Origin of the sequence: Nocardia asteroides, from assembly GCA_019930625.1 — a bacterium.
Taxonomy (GTDB): Bacteria; Actinomycetota; Actinomycetes; order Mycobacteriales; family Mycobacteriaceae; genus Nocardia; species Nocardia sputi.
This window is the reverse complement of sequence record CP082844.1, coordinates 4,979,324-4,999,091: the sequence shown is the minus strand read 5'-3', so window position 1 is coordinate 4,999,091 and position 19,768 is coordinate 4,979,324. Positions and strand designations below refer to the sequence as shown.

The 19,768-nt window shown below is 67.8% G+C and carries 21 protein-coding genes and 2 pseudogenes; 13 read left to right on the top strand and 10 right to left on the bottom strand.

From position 1 onward, the window contains the following. The first annotated feature begins 16 nt into the window (after nt 1-16). The 4 genes from K8O92_23005 (at nt 17) to fadD11 (ending at nt 5,732) form a co-directional block, all read left to right on the top strand. Nucleotides 17-1,483 (top strand): aldehyde dehydrogenase family protein, encoded by a 1,467-nt coding sequence (locus tag K8O92_23005; protein ID UAK35889.1) that lies wholly within the window; start codon nt 17-19, stop codon nt 1,481-1,483. Beyond that, nucleotides 1,480-2,946: an NAD(P)/FAD-dependent oxidoreductase gene (locus K8O92_23000; protein UAK30745.1), complete on the top strand. Its 1,467-nt coding sequence runs from the start codon at nt 1,480-1,482 to the stop codon at nt 2,944-2,946. The genes K8O92_23005 and K8O92_23000 overlap by 4 nt, the downstream gene beginning before the upstream one ends. Further along, nucleotides 2,946-3,821 (top strand): SDR family NAD(P)-dependent oxidoreductase, encoded by an 876-nt coding sequence (locus K8O92_22995; protein UAK35888.1) that lies wholly within the window; start codon nt 2,946-2,948, stop codon nt 3,819-3,821. The genes K8O92_23000 and K8O92_22995 overlap by 1 nt, the downstream gene beginning before the upstream one ends. A 69-nt stretch (nt 3,822-3,890) precedes the next feature. Next, nucleotides 3,891-5,732, top strand: a complete 1,842-nt coding sequence (gene fadD11 / locus K8O92_22990) for a fatty acid--CoA ligase FadD11 (protein ID UAK30744.1) — start codon at nt 3,891-3,893, stop codon at nt 5,730-5,732. 14 nt (nt 5,733-5,746) lie between these two features. Here fadD11 and K8O92_22985 read toward each other — a convergent pair whose 3' ends face one another. Beyond that, the gene (locus K8O92_22985) at nt 5,747-6,319 is read right to left on the bottom strand and encodes a GNAT family N-acetyltransferase (GenBank protein ID UAK30743.1); all 573 of its coding nucleotides are present in this window, start codon (nt 6,317-6,319) and stop codon (nt 5,747-5,749) included. A 70-nt stretch (nt 6,320-6,389) separates the two neighbouring features. Further along, complete coding sequence (locus K8O92_22980; protein UAK30742.1) at nt 6,390-6,695, bottom strand: hypothetical protein; 306 nt, start codon at nt 6,693-6,695, stop codon at nt 6,390-6,392. A gap of 164 nt (nt 6,696-6,859) precedes the next feature. Between K8O92_22980 and K8O92_22975 the strand changes: the two genes are divergently transcribed. Genes K8O92_22975 through K8O92_22965 form a run of 3 tightly spaced genes read left to right on the top strand, consistent with a single transcriptional unit; the run spans nt 6,860 to nt 8,995 of the window. Beyond that, the gene (locus tag K8O92_22975; protein ID UAK30741.1) at nt 6,860-7,771 is read left to right on the top strand and encodes a TIGR04222 domain-containing membrane protein; all 912 of its coding nucleotides are present in this window, start codon (nt 6,860-6,862) and stop codon (nt 7,769-7,771) included. A gap of 13 nt (nt 7,772-7,784) precedes the next feature. Continuing rightward, entirely contained in the window at nt 7,785-8,639 is an 855-nt protein-coding gene (locus tag K8O92_22970) for a DUF692 domain-containing protein (GenBank protein UAK35887.1), read from the top strand. Further along, a complete protein-coding gene (locus K8O92_22965) occupies nt 8,636-8,995 on the top strand; it encodes a hypothetical protein (protein ID UAK36101.1) in 360 nt (119 codons plus the stop codon). Before K8O92_22970 ends, K8O92_22965 begins: the two co-directional genes overlap by 4 nt. A gap of 33 nt (nt 8,996-9,028) precedes the next feature. On the opposite strand, the gene K8O92_22960 is transcribed toward K8O92_22965, so the two are convergent. Beyond that, nucleotides 9,029-9,181, bottom strand: a complete 153-nt coding sequence (locus K8O92_22960) for a hypothetical protein (GenBank protein ID UAK30740.1) — start codon at nt 9,179-9,181, stop codon at nt 9,029-9,031. A 216-nt stretch (nt 9,182-9,397) separates the two neighbouring features. On the opposite strand from K8O92_22960, the gene K8O92_22955 reads away from it, so the two are divergent. Beyond that, complete coding sequence (locus K8O92_22955) at nt 9,398-9,898, top strand: metallophosphoesterase (protein ID UAK30739.1); 501 nt, start codon at nt 9,398-9,400, stop codon at nt 9,896-9,898. Between the two features lie 23 nt (nt 9,899-9,921). Here K8O92_22955 and K8O92_22950 read toward each other — a convergent pair whose 3' ends face one another. From K8O92_22950 to K8O92_22935, 4 genes and pseudogenes are all read right to left on the bottom strand, one after another. After that, nucleotides 9,922-11,025, bottom strand: coding sequence for a mechanosensitive ion channel family protein (locus tag K8O92_22950; protein UAK30738.1), 1,104 nt, complete (start codon nt 11,023-11,025; stop codon nt 9,922-9,924). Between the two features lie 157 nt (nt 11,026-11,182). After that, a complete protein-coding gene (locus K8O92_22945) occupies nt 11,183-11,329 on the bottom strand; it encodes a hypothetical protein (protein UAK30737.1) in 147 nt (48 codons plus the stop codon). Nucleotides 11,330-11,431: 102 nt separating this feature from the next. Further along, a complete protein-coding gene (locus tag K8O92_22940; GenBank protein UAK30736.1) occupies nt 11,432-12,889 on the bottom strand; it encodes a lipase maturation factor family protein in 1,458 nt (485 codons plus the stop codon). A gap of 99 nt (nt 12,890-12,988) precedes the next feature. Beyond that, nucleotides 12,989-13,295 (bottom strand): annotated as a pseudogene (locus tag K8O92_22935) (methylmalonyl-CoA carboxyltransferase). Between the two features lie 130 nt (nt 13,296-13,425). On the opposite strand from K8O92_22935, the gene K8O92_22930 reads away from it, so the two are divergent. From K8O92_22930 to K8O92_22915, 4 genes are all read left to right on the top strand, one after another. Then, the gene (locus K8O92_22930) at nt 13,426-13,764 is read left to right on the top strand and encodes an MmcQ/YjbR family DNA-binding protein (protein ID UAK30735.1); all 339 of its coding nucleotides are present in this window, start codon (nt 13,426-13,428) and stop codon (nt 13,762-13,764) included. Between the two features lie 44 nt (nt 13,765-13,808). After that, nucleotides 13,809-14,378 (top strand): TetR/AcrR family transcriptional regulator, encoded by a 570-nt coding sequence (locus K8O92_22925; GenBank protein ID UAK30734.1) that lies wholly within the window; start codon nt 13,809-13,811, stop codon nt 14,376-14,378. Between the two features lie 64 nt (nt 14,379-14,442). Next, nucleotides 14,443-14,982 (top strand): hypothetical protein, encoded by a 540-nt coding sequence (locus K8O92_22920; GenBank protein ID UAK30733.1) that lies wholly within the window; start codon nt 14,443-14,445, stop codon nt 14,980-14,982. Next, complete coding sequence (locus K8O92_22915; protein UAK30732.1) at nt 14,948-15,442, top strand: hypothetical protein; 495 nt, start codon at nt 14,948-14,950, stop codon at nt 15,440-15,442. Before K8O92_22920 ends, K8O92_22915 begins: the two co-directional genes overlap by 35 nt. A gap of 11 nt (nt 15,443-15,453) precedes the next feature. Here the strand turns inward: K8O92_22915 and K8O92_22910 are convergent, their stop codons facing one another. Together K8O92_22910 and K8O92_22905 are read right to left on the bottom strand one after the other, a co-directional pair. Further along, nucleotides 15,454-16,707, bottom strand: a complete 1,254-nt coding sequence (locus K8O92_22910; GenBank protein UAK30731.1) for a hypothetical protein — start codon at nt 16,705-16,707, stop codon at nt 15,454-15,456. A 247-nt stretch (nt 16,708-16,954) separates the two neighbouring features. After that, nucleotides 16,955-17,629, bottom strand: coding sequence for an EamA family transporter (locus tag K8O92_22905; GenBank protein UAK30730.1), 675 nt, complete (start codon nt 17,627-17,629; stop codon nt 16,955-16,957). Between the two features lie 98 nt (nt 17,630-17,727). Between K8O92_22905 and K8O92_22900 the strand changes: the two genes are divergently transcribed. Continuing rightward, entirely contained in the window at nt 17,728-18,195 is a 468-nt protein-coding gene (locus K8O92_22900) for an AbrB/MazE/SpoVT family DNA-binding domain-containing protein (protein UAK30729.1), read from the top strand. Between the two features lie 205 nt (nt 18,196-18,400). Here K8O92_22900 and K8O92_22895 read toward each other — a convergent pair. Continuing rightward, nucleotides 18,401-19,715 (bottom strand): annotated as a pseudogene (locus K8O92_22895) (IS256 family transposase). Nucleotides 19,716-19,768: the final 53 nt, after the last annotated feature.

Here is a 19,768-nt window from a genome sequence, read left to right as displayed (position 1 = left end):
TCCCGTACAGCCCGCGGTGTCGACCTTCGACGTGCGCGATCCGGCCACCGGTGAGGTGGTCGGCACCTATCCGGTCCACGACCGCCACGACGTCGATGCCGTCGTCGCCACCGCCCACGAGGCCGCGGCCTGGTGGCGCGGCCTCGGCTTCGCCGGACGCGCTCGGTACCTGGACGCCTGGCGCGCCGAAATCGCCTCGGGACGCGCGGAATTGGCGCAGGTCGTGCACCGGGAGATGGGCAAACCGATCTCCGACGCCAAGCTCGAGATCGCCATGGCCCTCGAACACTTGCGGTGGGCTGCATCCAACGCCGAGAAGGTGCTGGGGCGTCGGAGCGTGCCGTCGAGCATGCTGACGTTCAATCATGCGGCCTCGGTCGAGTATCTTCCCCTCGGAGTGGTCGGCGTCATCGGACCGTGGAACTACCCGGTCTTCACTCCGCTCGGGTCGATCTCGTTCGCGCTGGCCGCCGGGAACGCCGTGGTGTTCAAACCCAGCGAGTACACCCCCGGTGTCGGGCTTTGGCTCGCGGAGGCCTTCGCTCGCACTGCGCCCGCCGCACCGGCCCTCCAGGTGGTCACAGGTCTCGGCCCTACCGGGAACGCGCTGTGCCGCAGCGATGTCGGGAAGATCGGGTTCACCGGTTCCACCGCCACCGGCAAGCTCGTCATGGCCGCGTGCGCGCAGAATCTCACCCCGGTGCTGATGGAGTGCGGCGGCAAGGACGCGCTGATCGTGGACGCCGATGCCGACCTCGAGGCCGCGGCCGACGCGGCGGTATGGGGCGGATTGTCCAACGCCGGACAGACCTGCCTGGCCGTGGAGCGCGTCTACGTCCACGCCGAGGTCTACGACGAGTTCCTCGCCGAGCTGGTGGCGGCGGCGACCGGGATCGAGGCCGGCACGGCGGATTCGAAGATCGGGCCCATCACCATGCCGAAACAGCTTTCGATCATTCGCCGCCACGTCGAGGATGCCATCGCCCGTGGCGCCCGGGCCGTGCTCGGAGGCCCGGACGGCATCGATCGTCAGTTCGTCCAGCCGACCGTCCTCGTCGACGTCCCCGAGGACGCACCCGCGGTGACGGAGGAGACCTTCGGTCCCACGCTCACCGTCACCAAGGTCCGGGACATGGACGAGGCCGTCGAGCTGGTCAACCGCGGGGCGTACGGGCTGGGCGGAACCGTCTTCGCACGCCGCCACGGGCGCGACATCGCCGACCGCATTCGCGCGGGCGGCGTTTCGATCAACGCGTTCGTCGCGCACGCCACCATCCCCGCTCTGCCGCTCGGCGGCGTTGGCGCCTCCGGATTCGGCCGCGTCCACGGGCCGGACGGGCTCAGGGAGTTCACCTACGCCAAAGCCGCCACCCGTCAGCGCTTCCCGTCTCCGCTGCCGCTGACATCGTTCCGGCGGGACCACCGCGTGGACACGATCGTCGACCTGCTCGTGGCGGTTCTGCACGGAAGGAAGCGCCGGTGAATGCCGATCCGATCGAGCACACACCGATAGCGATCATCGGTGCGGGACTGGGCGGCATCGGCCTGGCGATCAAGCTGCGCGAGGCCGGATTCGACGACCTGGTCGTCCTCGAACGAGCCGACGACCTCGGTGGTACGTGGCGCGCCAACACCTATCCCGGTTGTGCCTGCGACGTGCCGTCCCACCTCTACAGCTACTCGTTCGCACCCAATCCGGACTGGTCGCGCACCTATGGGCGGCAGCGGGAGATCCTCGAGTACATCCGCGCGGTGGCCACCGAACACGATGTCGTCCGGCACATCCGGTTCGGCACCGAACTGCTCGACGCCCGGTGGGACGAGAAGCGTTCGCTCTGGCGGATCGAGACCTCGCGAGGAACGCTCACCGCGGACTTCCTGCTCTCGGCGACCGGGCTTTTCGCCGAGGCGAAGTACCCGCCGCTGCCGGGCATCGAGTCCTTCGCGGGCACGGCGTTCCACTCACTGCACTGGGATCACGAGCACGATCTCACCGGTGAGCGGGTCGCGGTGATCGGCACCGGCGCCTCCGCGGTGCAGTTCGTACCGGAGATCCAGCCGAAAGTGTCCCGGTTGCTGCTGTTGCAGCGATCGGCGCCGTGGATCGTCCCGCGCATGGATCGGCGTACGTCCGAACTGGAGCGACGTCTGCTCCGGCGTATCCCGCTGGCGCAGCGCGTGATTCGCGGCGGGTTCTACGCGGCGATCGAGACGTTCGGACTCATCTCACTGGTCGACCAACGCTTCCGGCATCCCTACGAAGCGCTGGGCCGATGGCAGCTGTCGCGTCAGGTGCGCGATCCGGACCTGCGCGCGAAGCTCACCCCCGACTACGTGATCGGCTGCAAACGCGCCATTTTCTCCGACACCTACCTCCCGGCGCTCGACCAGCCGAACGTCGAAGTCCTCACCGAGGCCATCGCCGAGATCCGTCCGCGTTCGATCCTGCTGCGCGACGGCAGCGAGCACGCGGTCGACACCATCATCTTCGGCACCGGTTTCACCTCGATCCCCAGCGCCTACGAGCGCTATGCCGGGAGCGACGGTCGAACGCTGGCACAGCTCTACCGCACGCGACCGCAGAGCTATCTCGGTGTCACGGTCGCCGGGTTTCCCAACTTCTTCTGCACGCTCGGACCCTTCGGGGCCGCGGGCAACCAGTCCGCGATCTACATGATCGAATCCCAGATCGCCTATATCGTCGACGCCTTGCGCAACGCGCGCGCGGCCGGAGCGCGGCGGATCGAGGTGCGGCCCGCGGCGCAGGCGGCTTTCGTCGCGGAGATGGCCCGGCGTAGTTCGTCGACGGTGTGGCTCACCGGCGGATGCCAGAGCTACTACCAGACGCCGGATGGTCTCAATGCCGGTCTCTACCCGAACTGGAGCTTCGAATACCGGCACCGCACCAGCCGGTTCGACACCGCGGTCTACCAGGTGAGCCGATGATGGGCGACCTTCTCTCCTTCGTTCGCGGGCGACGCGGGTATGCCGTCGAGGGACGGGTCGCTTTGATCACCGGCGCCGGCCGCGGGATCGGGCGCGAGCTGGCGGTCATGCTGCACGAGCGGCAGGCCGCGGTCGTCCTCGTCGACGTCGACCACGACGCCGTCGCCGCGGCAGCCGCCGCGCTCGGCGACCGGGCCTTGGCCGTCGCCGCCGACGTCGCCGACCGCTCGGCGATGGAAGCGGTCGTGGACCGGGCCGCCGACCATTTCGGCCGCTTGGACGTGGTGGTGGCCAACGCGGGGGTGGTGCCTCGTCCGTCGACGGTGCGCACCCTCGACGGCCGCGACTTCGATCGGGTCATGGACATCAACCTCACCGGTGCGTTCAACACGGTGCGCCCAGCGCTCGACCACGTCGTCGCCGCCGGTGGCCACGTGGTCGTGGTCTCCTCGTGCGCGGCGTTCGCGCCCGGCATGGCCGGAGCGCCGTACATGATCAGCAAAGCGGCGGTCGAACAGTTGGGCCGGGCGCTGCGCGTGGAGCTGGCGCCTTTCGGCGCTACCGCGGGCATCGCCTACTTCGGCATCGTCGACACCCGGATGACGCACGACACGCTCGATCACGACGAACTCGGCCGTGAGCTGGACGATCTACTGCCGTGGCCGTTGAACGTACGGATCTCGGCCGCGCACGCGGCCCGGACCATCGCCGACGGAATCGAGCGCCGCGCGGCGCGCACCATCGCACCGGCAGGCTGGGAGCCCTATGCCCTGCTGCGCGGCGCGATCAACGTCGTCCTCGACCACGCCCTCGCCCGCGACGCCCGGGTCCACGACTTGCTGCGCAGGGTGGAAGCCCGCACAGCACGGTCCTGACGTCTCCCGACCCTTCCACCCACCTCGATCCAGCCGGCACGCTTCCTCTGATCCGAAGGGAATCCCTGCGTGAGTACTCGACGCTTCGACACACTCCCCGCCGCCTTTCAACACAACGCGAGCGTCGACCCCGACGCGGTCGCGCTTCGGACTCCCGGGGACGCCGCGACTCTGACTTGGCGCGACTACGCGGCGCAGGTCCGGACGGTCGCCACCGGATTGGCGGGGCTGGGGGTGCGGCGCGGCGACGCGGTGGCCTTGATGATGTCCAACCGCATCGAGTTCTATCCACTCGAAGTCGGGGCGCAGCACCTCGGCGCGACCAGTTTCTCGGTGTACAACACCGCGTCGCCGGAGCAGATCGCGTACGTCCTCGGCAACGCCGGTGTCCGCCTGGTGCTGTGCGAACCCGAATATGTCGAGCGAGTACGCGCCAGCGGGGTCGAACTCGACCACATCGTCTGCCTCGACGACGCACCGCGAGGGACCTTGTCGGTCGCCGACCTGATCGCCGCGGGCGACCGGAACTTCGACTTCGAGGCCGTTTGGCGGGCAGTGCGGGCCGAAGACGTGGCCACGCTGATCTACACCTCGGGCACCACCGGCAATCCCAAAGGGGTGGAGACGACCCACGGGAACCTGATGTTCGAGTGCTACGCCGTCGATCAAGTGCTGGGAATCCGATTCGGGGACACCATCACCTCCTATATGCCCACCGCGCACATCGCCGACCGGCTGACCGCGCTCTACTTCCAGGAGGTGTTCGGCACCCAGGTCACCTGCGTCGCCGACCCGAGCCGGATCGGCAGCGCCTTGGCCGACCTGCACCCCACGATCTGGGGCGCGGTGCCTCGAGTGTGGGAAAAGCTCAAAGCGGCAGTCGAATTCGCGGTCGCCGACGAAACCGATGAAGAGAGGCGAGCCGCGCTGCGCTGGGCGCTGGCGGTCGCCGCGCAGCGCAGTGCGCGTCAATTGAACGGGGAGCCGGTCCCGGATTCGGTAGCCGCCGAGTGGGCGCGCGCCGACCAACTGGTCCTGTCGGGGCTGCGCGCGAAACTCGGTCTCGACCGCGTCCGCTGGGCGATGTCCGGCGCCGCGCCCATCCCGGCCGAAACGCTCGGATTCTTCGCCGGACTCGGCATCCCGATCGCCGAGATCTGGGGCATGTCCGAACTCACCTGCATCTGCAGCGTCAGCCACCCCCGGGACGCCAGGCTCGGCACCGTGGGCAAGCTCCTGCCAGGTATGCGGGCCAGGCTCGCCGACGACGGCGAACTCCACGTCCGCGGCCCGCTCGTGATGAAGGGCTACCGCGGGGAACCCGGTAAGACCGCCGAGGCGGTCGACTCCGACGGCTGGCTGAGCACGGGCGACGTGATCACCATCGATGAGGACGGATATCTGCGGGTGGTGGACCGCAAGAAGGAGCTGATCATCAACTCCGCGGGCAAGAACATGTCTCCCACCAATATCGAGAACGCGATCAAGGTGGCGACACCGCTGATCGGGGCCATCGCGGTCATCGGCGACGGCAGGCCCTACAACACCGCACTGGTCGTCCTCGACGCCGAGACCGCCGGGCCGTACGCCGCGCGCCACCACCTGACCGATCCCTCGGCGGCGGCCCTGGCGGCCGACGCCGGTGTCATCGAGCAGATCGCGGCGGGCATCGCCGCGGGCAACGGTCGACTCTCGCGGGTGGAGCAAGTCAAACGGTTCCGCGTCCTGCCCACCTTTTGGGAGGCAGGCGGCGACGAAGTGACCCTCACCATGAAACTCAAGCGCCGGGTGATCGCCGAAAAGTACGCCACCGAGATCGCCGAACTCTACGCACCGGACCTCGGCCCCGGTGTTCACGAGCCCACCGGACCGGTCACCACGACGGCGGACGCGGCGGTGGCGACCAGCTGACCAGGGCGCGGGGGTCAGCGCTCCTTGACCCAGTACATTCCGCGGCCGCACTCCGCGGGCGCGCGCCTCTCGCGTGGCTCGATCCGGTCGAGCCGGTAGCCGAGCCGCCGGGCGACCGCGGCGCTGCGGACATTCGCCTCGTCACAGTGGATCTCGACACGGTCGATGCCGGGCAGCGCCAACGCGACCCGGGTCAACGCGGCCGCGCTACGGGTGATCACCCCGCGGCCGGTCCGCGCGGCGTGACACCAGTAGCCGAGTTCCACAGCTCGCGAGCCGAGACGGTCGTGCAGGCCGATCGCTCCGAGCACGTTGCCGCCTGCGTCGAAGATCCCGTAGTTGAAACTTCCGGCGGCGCTGGGCCAGCTTTCATCCGTTTCCCGGCCGAAGGCGCGTTGACTGTCCAGTGTCGCCGGTACGACGAGCCAGTCCATCCACGGGTGGATGAGGTCGAACGACGCGTTGACGGCCTCGAGCCGCGGCCGCAGATCCTCCGGCTGCCACCGCCGCAACAACAGTTCTCCCACCTCGATTCGTTGCGGTGGCCCGACGCCCGGTGCCAGTGCCGAGCATGGCTCGATGTCCATGCCGATATGGTGGCGCTCACAGGCACGGCCGTGCAATCCGATTGTTCGGGTGCGGGTTGATCGTGGTGGTTCACGCGCCGCGGAGGCGGACTTCGGCGTCGAGCTCGGCGGCGGCTTCGGCCAGTGCGGTAGCGTCGGGATCGTCGCCGAGCCGGTCGGCCAGTTCGACTCGCGAGACGATGAGCATTCCGCGCGGTTGCGGCCCAGCACTGTGTTCGATCCTCACTTGCCCCTCTTCCAGGACCAAGCGTGCGTCCGGTTCGTCGGTGGCCAGCAATCGGCGCAGCTCGTCTCCGGTGACTCGGCCGGACCGATGTGCGCCGCTCGCCGCGGCGCCCGCTGGTTGTGCAGCTCGGCTCGTATCGTCAGCTTCCATGGTCACCGATTGCCCTGGCAATCCGGCGGGAAACCGGTCGGCCATCGCCATCCGGACGCTGCGAGTCGATCACGGCCATTTTCGTCCCAGCGGCGATTCGCCATGGCGCACGGGTCGATACGGCCTGATACTGACTGCAGGTTGGACCGATTCCGAGGTGGAAAATGACTGTGATCGACGGGGTGGGCTCGGACGGGCTGGTCGCCGCGGGCGAGACGTGGGGGATCTCCGGGCCGACGTTCCTGACCCTCTACCTGCCGCTGGTGCTCGTAGCGGTGATCACCGGATTCTGGCTGCGGTCACGGATCACGGCCGCGGATCCGGAAACCGACACGGTCACCGCGCCGGGCGCGGAGCTGACGCCGCCCGAACTGGGGATGCTGTTCGGCGACCAGAACGCCACGCTGGCGTCGATGGCCCGGCTGCGCGCTGTCGACACGATCGATTCGGCGGCCACGCCGGTCCGCACGCTCACCGCTCAGGAGCGTGGGCAGCTGGATCCGTTCACGATGTCGGTGTACGACCGGTTGACGGTGGGGCAGCGCAAGACCGTCCGCGCAGTCGTCGACGGATCGCCCGGCGCCTTCGACGCCCTGCGCACCAGGATGGTCGACCTCGGGTATTTCCCGGGGCCCGGCATGCGCCACGGCCTGCGTGACGCGGGTATGCCGATCCTGGTCACGGGCGCGCTCGGTGTGGTGCGGGTCATCGCGGGCGCTTCGCACGGGAACCCGGTCGGCCTGGTGGTCGCGCTGGTGATCGCGCAGGCACTCTGCTATTGGCTGGTGGTGCGCAAGCCCCGGCTGACCCCGCTCGGTGTCCGTGCTCGCGAGGCCGCGACCCAGCGCAGTGGGCATCTGCGGCCGACCAATTCACCGTCCTACGCGACCTACGGCGCTGAATCCGCGGCGCTGGCGGCCGCGGTGTTCGGCATAGGCGCCCTTATCGCGTTGGATCCGGGACTCGCACAGGCGGTCGCGCCGCCCGGTGAGTCGGGCGGCGGTGGCGGTGACAGCGGTGGCGACGGCGGTGGGGGCGGCGGGGGGTGCGGCGGTTGCGGGGGGTGCGGTGGATGAGTTCTCCGGGCCCCTGCCGCCGCATTCGCTCGGCATCGGCTGGAGGTCCGAAATCTGCGGAGTGATAGCCGCATTGGAGGGGCTCGGGTTCTGCGAGGTCATCGCCGAATCGTTGCCCAGGGACGCCCGGCGCGCCGGGCAGGTCACCGTCCCCGAGGAACTCGCGGCGTTGCGCGCGCGAGGCGTCGCCGTCGTGCCGCACGGCATCTCGCTGTCCCTGGGCAGCGCGGAACCGGTGGCGGGCCACCGCGTCGAGCACTTGGCGGCCTGCGCGGCGGCCGTCGCCGCCCCGCTGGTGAGTGAGCACGTCGCTTTCGTCCGAGCGGGCGGCCTGGAAGCCGGCCACCTGCTCCCCGTACCACGCACCCGGGAAGCACTCGACGCGCTCACCCGCAACATCGCCCGCACCCGCGCCGCTCTCGACGTTCCGCTCGCGGTGGAGAACATCGCAACGCTGTTCGACTGGCCCGACGACGAATACACCGAAGCGGAATTCTTGTGTGAACTGGTCGAACGCAGCGGTGTGCTGCTGTTGCTGGATCTCGCCAACGTCTACGCCAACGCTCGCAACCGGGATCGCGACCCCCTCACGGAGCTGATGCGCCTGCCCGCCGAACGCGTGGCCTACTGCCATGTCGCGGGCGGTCACGAATCCGGCGGCCGCTACCACGACACCCACACCGCCCCGCTTCCGGCCGAGGTTCTGGCGCTGATCGCGGCATTCACCGCGACTCGGCCGACGCCGATGATGCTGGAGCGCGACGGCAACTATCCGCCCGCGTCCGAGTTGCTCGACGAACTGGACGCCATCGCGGCCGCCGCCGCCCGTGCGCCGATCACCGGCCACGCCAGGGGGGTACTGGCGTGAGCACCTCCTCCGGAGCGACACAGCCACCCGAAGACGCGACTCTGGCCGAACGGCAAGCAGCGCTGGTCCGGGCGCTGGTCACGGGAGCCCCGGTACCCGCGGGATTCGATGGCGACGCCGTCGGCGCGGCAGCGGACGCCCTACTGTTCAAGCGGGCCGGCGAGGTAGCGCGTCGTTTCCCGCTGCTGGTGCACGCATGCGACGGAGACTTCACCGCACGCTTCACAGCATGGGCTCGGGAACACCCGAAGACAACGACCCTTGCTGACGCGGCCGCCTTCGCTGCTGCCGCCGGAATCAATGGATTCGCCGCATCGAGCCGCCCGGGAAAGCGGCGCTGGTTTCGCCGACGTTGATCCTCGACCCGCTCAGCGCTGGATACGGCTTCCTCACGGATGGTGGGCTTCGACGCGCATCGCGGAGTCGGCGGCCTCACGACGCTCCTCCAGCCACACGCTGACCGCCACCGTCGCGTACGCCGCCACGGTCGCCATCCCCGGCAGCATGAGCATCAGCATGAGAAACGAAAGCATCGAAGACACAAGCCCTCCCGGACCACGCGATGGAAACTGTCACACCGGTGCGCCGCGCTGCGTCACCGTCACGCCGGACATACCCACGATCGGCTTTCCAATCTCGACTGAACCGACGAGTAGGTGTGATAGATATCACTCGACAATCGCCGGTGGCGTTCGCCCGGCAAACGGACAATGCGTCGCCGCCCGAGGGTGCGTTCGCGGCGTGGTAGACCGGTGACCATGCGGTTGCTCATCATTTCCGATACGCACGTGCCCAAGCGTGCGCGGGATCTTCCGGAGCCACTGTGGCGCGCAGTGGACGCGGTCGACGTGACCGTGCACGCGGGCGACTGGGTGGACATCACGTTGCTGGACCAGCTGGAAGCGCGCAGCAAACGCCTCATCGGCGTTTACGGCAACAACGACGGCCCCCAGTTGCGTGCACGGCTGCCCGAGATAGCTCGTGCCGAGCTCGAGGGGGTCCGGCTGGCCGTGGTGCACGAGACCGGACCCGCCACGGGCCGGGAGGAACGCTGCGCCCGCGAATTCCCGGACACCAACGTGCTCGTCTTCGGGCACAGCCACATCCCCTGGGACAGCGTCACCGAGACCGGATTGCGCTTGCTCAACCCCGGCTCACCGACCGATCGCCGCCGACAGCCGGAACACACGTATCTGACCGCACGCGTACGGTCGGGCCGGCTGAGCGAGGTGACACTGCATACCCTCCCGAAACGTTGACCCACCGGAAACCGGCGCCGAGGTCAGTCGCCGAAACCGTGGCCGTCGTCGCCGGAACGGGAGGCCGCCAGCGCCAGAGGGCGGTCGCCGTCGGCGGAGCCGGTGATCGCGGTGGAGATCTTCGGCAGCGCGTGTGGATGGTGGTGGCCGAGCCAGTCGAGCATTTCCTCGCGGACCGCGCAGCGCAGGTTCCACGCGTCGTCGGCGTTGGCCGCCGACATGGTCGCGCGCACCACGATATTGGTCGGCGTGGTGTCGGTGACCTGCAGGCCCCAGTCACGACGGTCCCAGTCCGCACGCTCGCGCAGGTATTCTCCCAGATGCTCACGCAGCAGCGGCACCGGCGTGCTGTGATCGAGATACAGGAAGACCGTGCCGGTGATCTCCGAGCCGCCGCGCGACCAGTTCTCGTACGGCTTGTTGTTGAAGTAGGAGACGGGCATGGTCAGCCTCCGGTCGTCCCAGATCCGCACGGTCAGGAATGCGAGCGTGATTTCCTCGACGATGCCCCACTCCCCCTCGACGACGACGGTGTCGCCGATCTTGACCGAATCACCGAAGGCGATCTGCAACCCGGCGATCAGATTGCTCAGAGTCGACTGCGCGGCGACGCCCGCGATGATTCCGATCACCCCCGCCGAGGCCAGCAACGAGGTGCCCAGCGTCCGCAGCGTCGGGAACAGCAGCAGCATCACCACGGCGGCGGTCGTGACCACCAGGACCGATGTGATGATGCGCCGCACCAGGCCGAGCTGCGTGCGCAACTGCCGCACCCGCGTGACCTGCTGAGTACGCCGGGCGTAGGAGCGCAGCATGTTCTCCGCGACGGCGTCCGCCGCCCGGATGACGACCCACGCCGCCGCTATCGTCGCCGCGGACGCCAAGATGGTGCGAACCATCGTGTCCTGGCGTAAATCGAGGTGCGCCAGTGGATAGGTGGCATGCAAAGCCAGCGAGCCCAGCAACACCTGCACGGGCAATTGCACCCGGCGCAAGAGCGTGGGCAGTTGGTTACCCGGGCTTCTGCGCGCGCTGTAACGCAGCAGTCGATCGATCAGCAGGCCTGCCGTGACGGTGATCGCGACTGTACCGAGCACGACGATGAGCGGCCGTAGTACTTCCTCCAAGAGTCGAACTCCTTCTCGTCGCCACCCGATCCGGCTGTGCTGCCGCCGATCTCACCGATGGGCAGCACAGCGCGAGGGAACCTCGAGCACTCGGTGGCGCTCGTTCACCGGACGGGTGAGCGGAATCGGCTTGGTTGCGGCGCCGAGGGCGGTGTCCCTACAGCAGAGCCAGTGCGATGCTCAGCACCGTCAATACCAAGACCCATGCCGCGACGGTCCATTCGACGGGGCCCTCTGTGCTGGGATAACCCCTGTCACTGCGTCGGACGGCGCGATACTGCGAGCGCGAGGCCGAGATGGACATGACATCCTCCTTCGGTCGGTTGCGTCACTGAGGCGCATACCCGCTTTCGTCGCCGATCGTCGCCACCCCACTGTGGCGAAAAACACTGCCGTGCTGCGCAGCTCAGTGCCGGTGGGAGTGGCTGCGGTATTGCAGGTCGTCGAGGGAAAGGGGTGGAAGGTAGCGGCTCACCAGTTCGCGGTGCCACCACGCCCGGGTGCGAGCCAGTTCCCGGGGTGTGGTGAACCGGTACAGATACAGTTGCGCGCGGATGAAACGCGGTGCGGTCGTAGGGAAGGGGTTGTGCCGTAGCAGGCGCAGTGTGTCCGGGTCGTTTTCCAGCAGTCGGGCGAGGAACGGGCCCAGCCACGGCTGCGCGTACCGTGGCGAGGCGGCGGCGAACCACATGAGCCAGTCCAGCCGCAGGTGGTATGGGGCCCATTGGCGTGGGAGCCGCCGTGGATCACCTGGTTTGCCTTTGAACTCGTACTCCCTCCACTGCGTCCGGTCGGTGACGGTGGCCTCGTCGGTGCCCTCGATGACCACCTCGAGGCGGGTACGGCCGATGGTGCCGAACGCGCCATAGGTGTTGACCAGGTGATAGGGATCGAACGACCGGTTCATGGCCTGGTGGCTGGAGATCAGGTTGCGCACGGGCCGGTAGCTCAGGATCGCCACCAGCGCGGTGAACGCGATGACCAGTCCCACGAACCACGGCGGCGGTTCCGGCAGTGGCGGCGGGGTGGGCACCGGTAACACCGCCGCAGCCGCGGACTGACTGATGGCGCCGCACGCGAGAAGGATCGTGATCCAGTTCAGCCAGGCGAAATTGCCCGACAGCACCAGCCACAGCTGGGTGATGACCACGACGACGGCGGCGATGCTCGCCACCGGCTGCGGTGCGAACAAACCGAAGGGCACGACCAGCTGCGCGACGTGGTTTCCCGCCACCTCGGCTCGATGCAGCGGCTTGGGCAGGTGATGGAAGAACCAGCTCAGCGGCCCCGGCATCGGTTGTGTCTCGTGGTGGTAGTACAGGCAGGTCAGATCGCGCCAGCACGGATCTCCGCGCAGCTTGATCAGCCCGGCGCCGAACTCCACGCGGAACAGCAGCCAGCGGGCGAGCCACAAGACCAGAACGGGCGGCGCGGTGCGGTCGTTACCGAGGAAGATGACGAGAAACCCGCATTCCAGCAGCAGCGACTCCCAGCCGAAGGCATACCACTCCTGTCCGACGTTGACGATCGACAGGTAGAGAACCCACAACGTCGCCCACAGGAACATGGCCGCCCACAACGGCAGCAGGTCGGCCCCACCGGCGACCAGCGCCGCGGACAGTGCCGCACCGAACCAGCAAACAGCGGCGAAGAAGCGATCGGAATAGTGGAAGTGGAAAATGCTCGGCGTCTGCCGGAAGGACCGCCGGGCCAGCCACCGCGGCGCCGGCAGCATGCCGTGGGCACCGATGAGCGCCCGGAATTGCCGGGCCGCCACCAGGAACCCGATCAGATAGACGGCCGCCACGCCGCGGGTCAGCACCTGCCTGCTCAACCAGTATTCGGACGCGGTGAACCACTCCATGCCCGCAACTCCTCCGACCACGGACGGTTGCTACCCACCTCGCCGCATACCCAACTCGGCAGCGGGAAAACCAGAGGCCGGACGACGCCGCAGGCCCTCCATCGGGTAGCGGCTGTGCTTGCGCGGGTTGTGTTCCGCGGCCGCTTCCTCGTCTCGCAGGAGCCCGAGCGCGTGCTGTATCTCCAGCCGGGTACGGGACGGTTCGATGACGGCGTCGATGTATCCGCGTTCGGCCGCGACCACGGGGTGGCGACGGTGGCGTTGTACTGGTCGATCATGAACTCCCGCACGGCCGCGCGCTGTTCTTCCGGCACCTGGAGCAACTGGCGGGGACCGGCGATGTCCACCGCGCTCTCCGCGCGATCACCGCGATGCAGGCGGTGGGCCAGGCCAGGCTGTTGTCGGCGACTGGGCAGCTCACAACGCGCGGCCGGTCGCGTCGGCACAATGCCCTACGGATCGGCTCCGAGATCGCTCGGGCAATCCCCCGTCGACCGCGTACGGACGTGTCACCGGGCCCTGGAAGGATTCGGCGCATGAGTTTCACCGGGGACGATGTCCGAACCTTCGCGCTGTCGCTGCCCGAGACGTCCGAACAGTTCACGTGGGGAATGCCGACATTTCGGGTGGCAGGCAAACTGTTCCTCACCCTCCCGGAGGGAGAGACCTCGATGGCGGTCCGTTGCCCCATCATCGACCGCGACGAACTAGTCCTCGCCGAACCGGAGAAATTCTGGATCGCGGCCCACGAAGCCAACAACGCCTGGGTGCGTGCGCGCCTGACCGTCCTCGATGATCGCGACGAACTGGAAGCCATCGTGCTCGACTCCTGGCGGCAGGCCGCCCCACGGCACCTCCTCGACGACGCCGGATAAGTTGTGAACTAGTAGTGCATACCAAGGGTGTGTACCATTGGTACATGCCGCTGCCCCGCTTCCATCGCCTCCCCCCTGAACGCCAACGCGCCATCATCGACGCCGCGAAGGCCGAATTCGCACATCACGGCCCGGACGCGGCGTCGTACAACACGATCATCGCCAACGCGGGCATCTCGAAGAGTTCCGCCTATCAGTACTTCGACGGAAAGGACGACATACTCGCGTTGGTGTTGTCCGACGTCTCCGACCGGCTGCGGAGACAATTGGGCGCCTGGGTGGCCGCGGAGACCGCCGAGGAGTTCTGGGCTCGCCTGCGCGAGACCTCGGCCGGCCTCGTCGCCTTCCTGCGGGACAGCCCACAGGATCTGGCGCTCGCCGATGCCGCCGTCACCCGGACGCCGGTTGGAGACGAACACTCCTGGCTCGCCGACGTGATCGGCAATGGCCTCGCTCTCGGCGTCATCCGTGCCGACATCGACCGCGGGCTGCTCACCGCGGCGTCCGCCGCCGTCCTGCGCGCCGGCGACCACTGGGCGCTCACCGGCGGAGACGATCCCGATCAGATCTTCAGCCTGCTGGCCGGACTGTGGGGGCCCGGTCATGCGCGGTGATCTGCAAGCGGATTGGTCGATTCCGGCAACACGGCCCGGGTGGGCCGGGCGCTTGGAGCGATTCATGGGGCCGGGAAAGACGCGAGCGGAATCGGCTGTCGAAGGCATCGGCGGTGTCCTGTGCGTACTGCTGATCGCCAGCTACTGCCTGCCGATGATCTCCGGCCGCGGCGTCGCGGAGGTCGTGGCGCTGGTCGTCGTCGCCTGCGACCTCGTCGGCGGCGTACTGACCAACGCGACGAACTCCGCGAAACGCTGGTACCACCGCACCCGCTCATCGCGAGGCCGGTTGACTTTCGTCGGGGTGCATGTGGCGCATCTCGCCGTAGTCGCATTCCTGCTGCTCGGCGAACCGGCCTGGTTCGCCGCCAACACCCTGTTGTTGCTCGGGGCGGCACTGGCGATCGAATCCGCGCCTGTCGAATTGCGCCGCCCGGTCGCCATGGCCGCCTATATGGCGGTGTTGCTGATCAACTTGATCGCGTTTCCCGTACCGGCGCTGTTGACCTGGTTCATCCCCCTGTTCTCGCTCAAATTGCTGATCTGTCACCTGATCCCGGAGGTTCCCGTTGGATCCCGCACTCGTCCTCAGCCGAGCGTTTGACGCCGAACCCGGCATGGCCTGGATCGCGGGCGACCGCGGACGACACTGGTTCGCTGCCACCGCACGATTGCCCCATCTGGTCACCCGCACCGCACCGGGCGCAGCCGCGCTGCTCAGCCCGCCCGGCGCCACACCGGACGCGGCCGCGCGGTCGGCTTGGACCATGCACGTCCTGTTCCACTGCGGCCCCGCAGCGATCCATCGCACACTCCGCTACACCCGTGCGGCGGAGCGCCGCAAGCCGTCCGATGCCTGGACCCTCGAATTCATCGGCGCCGAGCACCCCGGGCATGGCGCCGGGCGCCGCCTCCTCGCTCTCATCGTCGACGAATTCGAGGACCTATGGCTCACCACCGCCGACCCGGACAATGTTCCCCTCTACCGGCGCTTCGGATTCTCCGTGACAGATCACTGGACCTTGGGCGCCCTCGAAATCCACGCACTGCACCGCGTCAGGTAGAAACGCCGGCCTCAGCGTGCGCGACGGCGGCGCGGCCGGGGTACGAGTTTCAGTCCGAACAGCAGGTCCGTGTTACGCACCGGGTTCGGCTGTTCGGACATGCGGAGAAGTCCGGCTTGCCGGATCCAGCTGTGGTGCCAGTGGTACAGGTCCGGGAGGGTCACCTCGCATGCCGCGGCGAGCCTGCGGAGGCGGAAGCCCGCTCCGCCGATAGCCCCGGTGAACAGCTTGCTGTTGGGTGTGGGGCGTGATTCCTGGTAGGCCCGCGCTTCGTAGAGCACAGGGCGCGCCGGCGGCGGTATCACCCATACGTACAGATCCGGCGCGTGGGTGTAGCCGATCGGGCCGTTGAAGATCAGCGCGTCGGTGGTGAGCGCGACACATGGAATCGCGTTGAGTTCCATGGCTGTAGCGCCGGTGAAGAGTGCGGTGGCGATGGCGGCCGCGTCCACCGGATCGGCGGTCCGCGCGCGGATGCGGGCGATGACGTCGTGGTCGATCGGGGTGGTGGTCAGCCCGGGCCCGACCGAGTACGCCAGGTCAGGCGGCAGGTCCAGCCGCAGCCCGTGCAGTAGGAACGCCGCTTGGGCGCCGCGCAGGCGCGTAATGGTGTGTCCGCGGCCGGGGCTGTCGGCGATCAGGCCGCCGAGGAACCGGTACAGGCTCAGGATGTCGCTCCACTCGTCCACCACACCGGTCCCGCGGCCCTGATGGAAACGATTCGGCGCGTTGAGGCGGGGTTGCAGGACGGCGAGCATGTACTCGGCGAGACCGGCCCCGCGCGGGCCGATCCAGCTGCCACCGCCGTTCTGGTCCAGGTCGTGGCGGCATGGCTGCCCGGTGTGTTCGGCCAGCCATCGACAGGTCGCTCGGATTCCCTCGGTATAGACGGCGTCGATGCGCTCGAACTCCGAGGCCGGCAGGCTCCGGTAGGAGTCCGCCAGGAACGTAGTGACGTCTCCGTCGGAGATCTGCGGCAGGAGCTCGCCTCCGACCGCCTCGGTGAGCGTGATGATGCGGGACGCCCGGTGGTCGCCCTGCCGATATCCGACCAGCCGCGTGGCGGCCTCGGGAACGTCGATGCGCCTGGTCGGTGCGGAAGCGTCGCGGCGGGCGTCCAGCCACCGCCAGAGATTCGCCTCCGGCACACCCGTCCTGCGCGAGGTCGATCGCACATGCTCGGCGGAAAGTTCGTTGTGTTCGTCGAGCTGGGCCAATCTTTCCAGCTCGGACGGACGCAGCGTGGGTACGCTTGCGTCGACCACAGGTTCGACCTCCTGGATTCGGTGGACCCGCGACGCGACACAGCGGGTTCGTGATGTCACTTGCAGAGCATTCGATCACGTACCCGCCGGTAGGGCGGTGAATTCACCGGAGTTTCCCCTGTTGTCTATGTCACCGACAACTTCGTGATCTACCGAAAATTCGTTGCGTCGAATGCATTTCGCCTAGTCATGGCCGCTGTCGGTAGTAGCGACGGGAACACGTGAGGATATCGACATCCCGGAATACCTATGTGGTTCTGTCCACGGTGCTGGACACCGCCATTTCGGCGCACTGAATCCCGCCGCCCGAGTCGGCGTTGTCGCGAGGACCGCGAGCCGATCCGGCGCACGCCATGACCACCAAGCCGATACCGGCCCACTGAGCCGCCCCCATTTCCTCGCCGAGCAAGAGCAGCCCGACGCCCGCGGCCAACGCGGGCTCCAAGCTCATCATGACGCCGAACACCGCGGGAGTGATCCGGCGCAGAGCCGCCATTTCGATGGCGTGCGGCACCAGCGACGAGAGCACCGCCAAGGCCGCGGCGCCCAGCAAGAAGAGCGGATCCAGCAGCGCTACGGCATCGTTCGCGATCACCACCGGCAACGCCAGCAGCCCGCCGAGGCCCATGGCTATCGCCAATCCGTCGTGTCCGGCGGTGTGCCTGCCGACCACGGCGCTGCACGCGATATAGGCCCCCCAACCCACCCCGGCCGCCACCGCGAACAGCACACCGGCCCACGACACCGGACCGTCACTGTCGACCAGCAACAGCAGAACGCCCGCTCCGGCAACAGCCACCCATAGCGCGTCGCGCGTGCGCCGCGATCCGATCAACGCGATGGCGAGCGGGCCGACGAAATCGATCGTCACCGCCATACCCAGCGGAATGCGATCGAGTGCCGCGTAGGAACACAGGTTCATACACGTTCTCGGGGCGAACTCACACTCTTCAGGGTGCTGAAACGACAACTCGACACCGAGGCCTTCTTGCCGGAGTTCCGGCCGAGCGGGTGGGCACGATGACCGACTGCCCTTCTGCGCGGCCCTTCTCCGGGCTGCCGGGTGACGGTCGAGCCGACCGGCTCGACGGCCAGCCCACCGCTCGCCCGGCCCTACCGCTGCCGCAGCTTCACAATGCGCTGCCTGCGACCGCGAACTACCGGCCGCGCCCCGTGGACTCCGCCGGGCGCATCGACGACCAGAGGTTGGTGGCTCTCATGGGCTGGCTTCCCGGCAACCGCCTGGCTTGGTCGGTCCGCGATGATCTCGCATTCCTGTCTGTCGGTGTCGAGGGCACCGCGAGGATCACGGTGCACTGGTGTCTGCGACTACCCGCCGAACTGCGTTACGCGACCGGTATCCGATCCGGCGATCGGGTTCTGCTCGCGCCCGATCCCGCGCACGGAGTCCTCGTGCTCTTCTCGCCGAGGGCTCTGCACGATATGGCGCAGCGCCGCATCATCGAGGCATCGGGCGGTGATCTGTGACAGCCGATCGCACCACCCGCCAAGCGAATCTGGAAGCTGCGGCACTGTTGCTGGAGCGGCTGGGCCTCACCACCGATGACCTTCAGGACTTGTCGACCGTCTCGAGAGCGTCGGTTCCGACATTCGCCGCCTACATCTGCACGATCGATACAGCCATGCCGGCCGGCAACACCAGGAATTGTCAAAACCTGTGGTTCGGTCTGTTTCAGGCGACCTCCGTTCGGGTGGTGTCGGCCGGGCCGGTTGACGAGGCCGGGGTGATTTCGCGGGGGCGTTCGAGGAGCTTGCCCTTGTGGAACAGGGCTCCGGCGCGGACGAGGGCGACGAGTTCGGGCGCGTTGACCTTGCGCCAGCGGGCCTGGGCGGCCTCGATCAGTTTGTAGGCCATGGCGATTCCCGCCGCCTGTGAGCCCGGCCCTTTGGTGACTTTCGTGCGTAGTCGCACGGTGGCGAAGGTGGATTCGATCGGGTTGGTGGTGCGCAGGTGGATCCAGTGCTCGGCCGGGTATTTGTAGAACTCGAGCAGAACGTCGAGGTCGTCGGTGATTTTGGCGACCGCTTTGGGATACTTCTTGCCGTAGTCGATCTCGAAGGCTTTGATCGCGAGTTGCGCCTTGTCGATGTCTTCGGCGTTGTAGATGTCCTTCATCGCCGCGAGCGCGCCGGGCTGCGCCGATTTAGGCAGTGCGGCAAGAACATTCGCGGACTTATGGAACCAGCATCGCTGTTCCCGGGTTTGCGGGAACACATCGCGCAACGCTTTCCAGAACCCGAGCGCGCCGTCCCCGACGGCCAGCACCGGCGCGGTCATGCCACGGCGGCGGCAGTCCCACAGCAGATCGGCCCATGATTCGGTGGACTCGCGGTAGCCGTCGCTGATGGCGACGAGCTCCTTGCGGCCGTCGCTTCGCACCCCGATCATCACCAGCAGGCATAGTTTCTCCTGCTCGAGACGCACTTTGGTGTGGATACCGTCGACCTACAAATACACGTAGTCGGTGCCGGACAGATCCCGAGAGGCGAACGCGCGGGCCTCTTCCTGCCACCCGGCGGTCAAGCGGGTGATCGACGCCGCCGACAACCCGGCACCGGAACCGAGGAACTGCTCGAGCGCAGGACCGAAATCACCGGTGGACAGCCCATGCAGATACAGCAGCGGCAGCACCTCGGTGACCTGCGGTGACTTGCGAGCCAAAAGCAGGCAGAATCGCCGAGGAAAACCGTTGCCGCTCACCGGATTCCGGATCGACCCGCTTGTCGTTCACCCGAGGCGCCCGCACCGCCACCGCGCCTGCCGCGGTGAGGACTTCCCGCTCGGCGTGGTAGCCGTTACGCACCACCAGGCGATGACCGTTCTCATCGAGCTGGTCAGCGACCTGGGCGATATAGGCCGCGACCTCGGCCTTCAAAGCAGCGGCGAGCATCTGCCGGGCACCATCGCGGACGATCTCATCGAGCAACGACCGGGTCGAACCGCCCTCATCGTCGGAGGCGGATGTGTTCTGAACTACCGTGAGCACGGACGTACCTTCCCGACCGGCGTTGGCGCGCCGGCGTGATCAAGACATCGGAC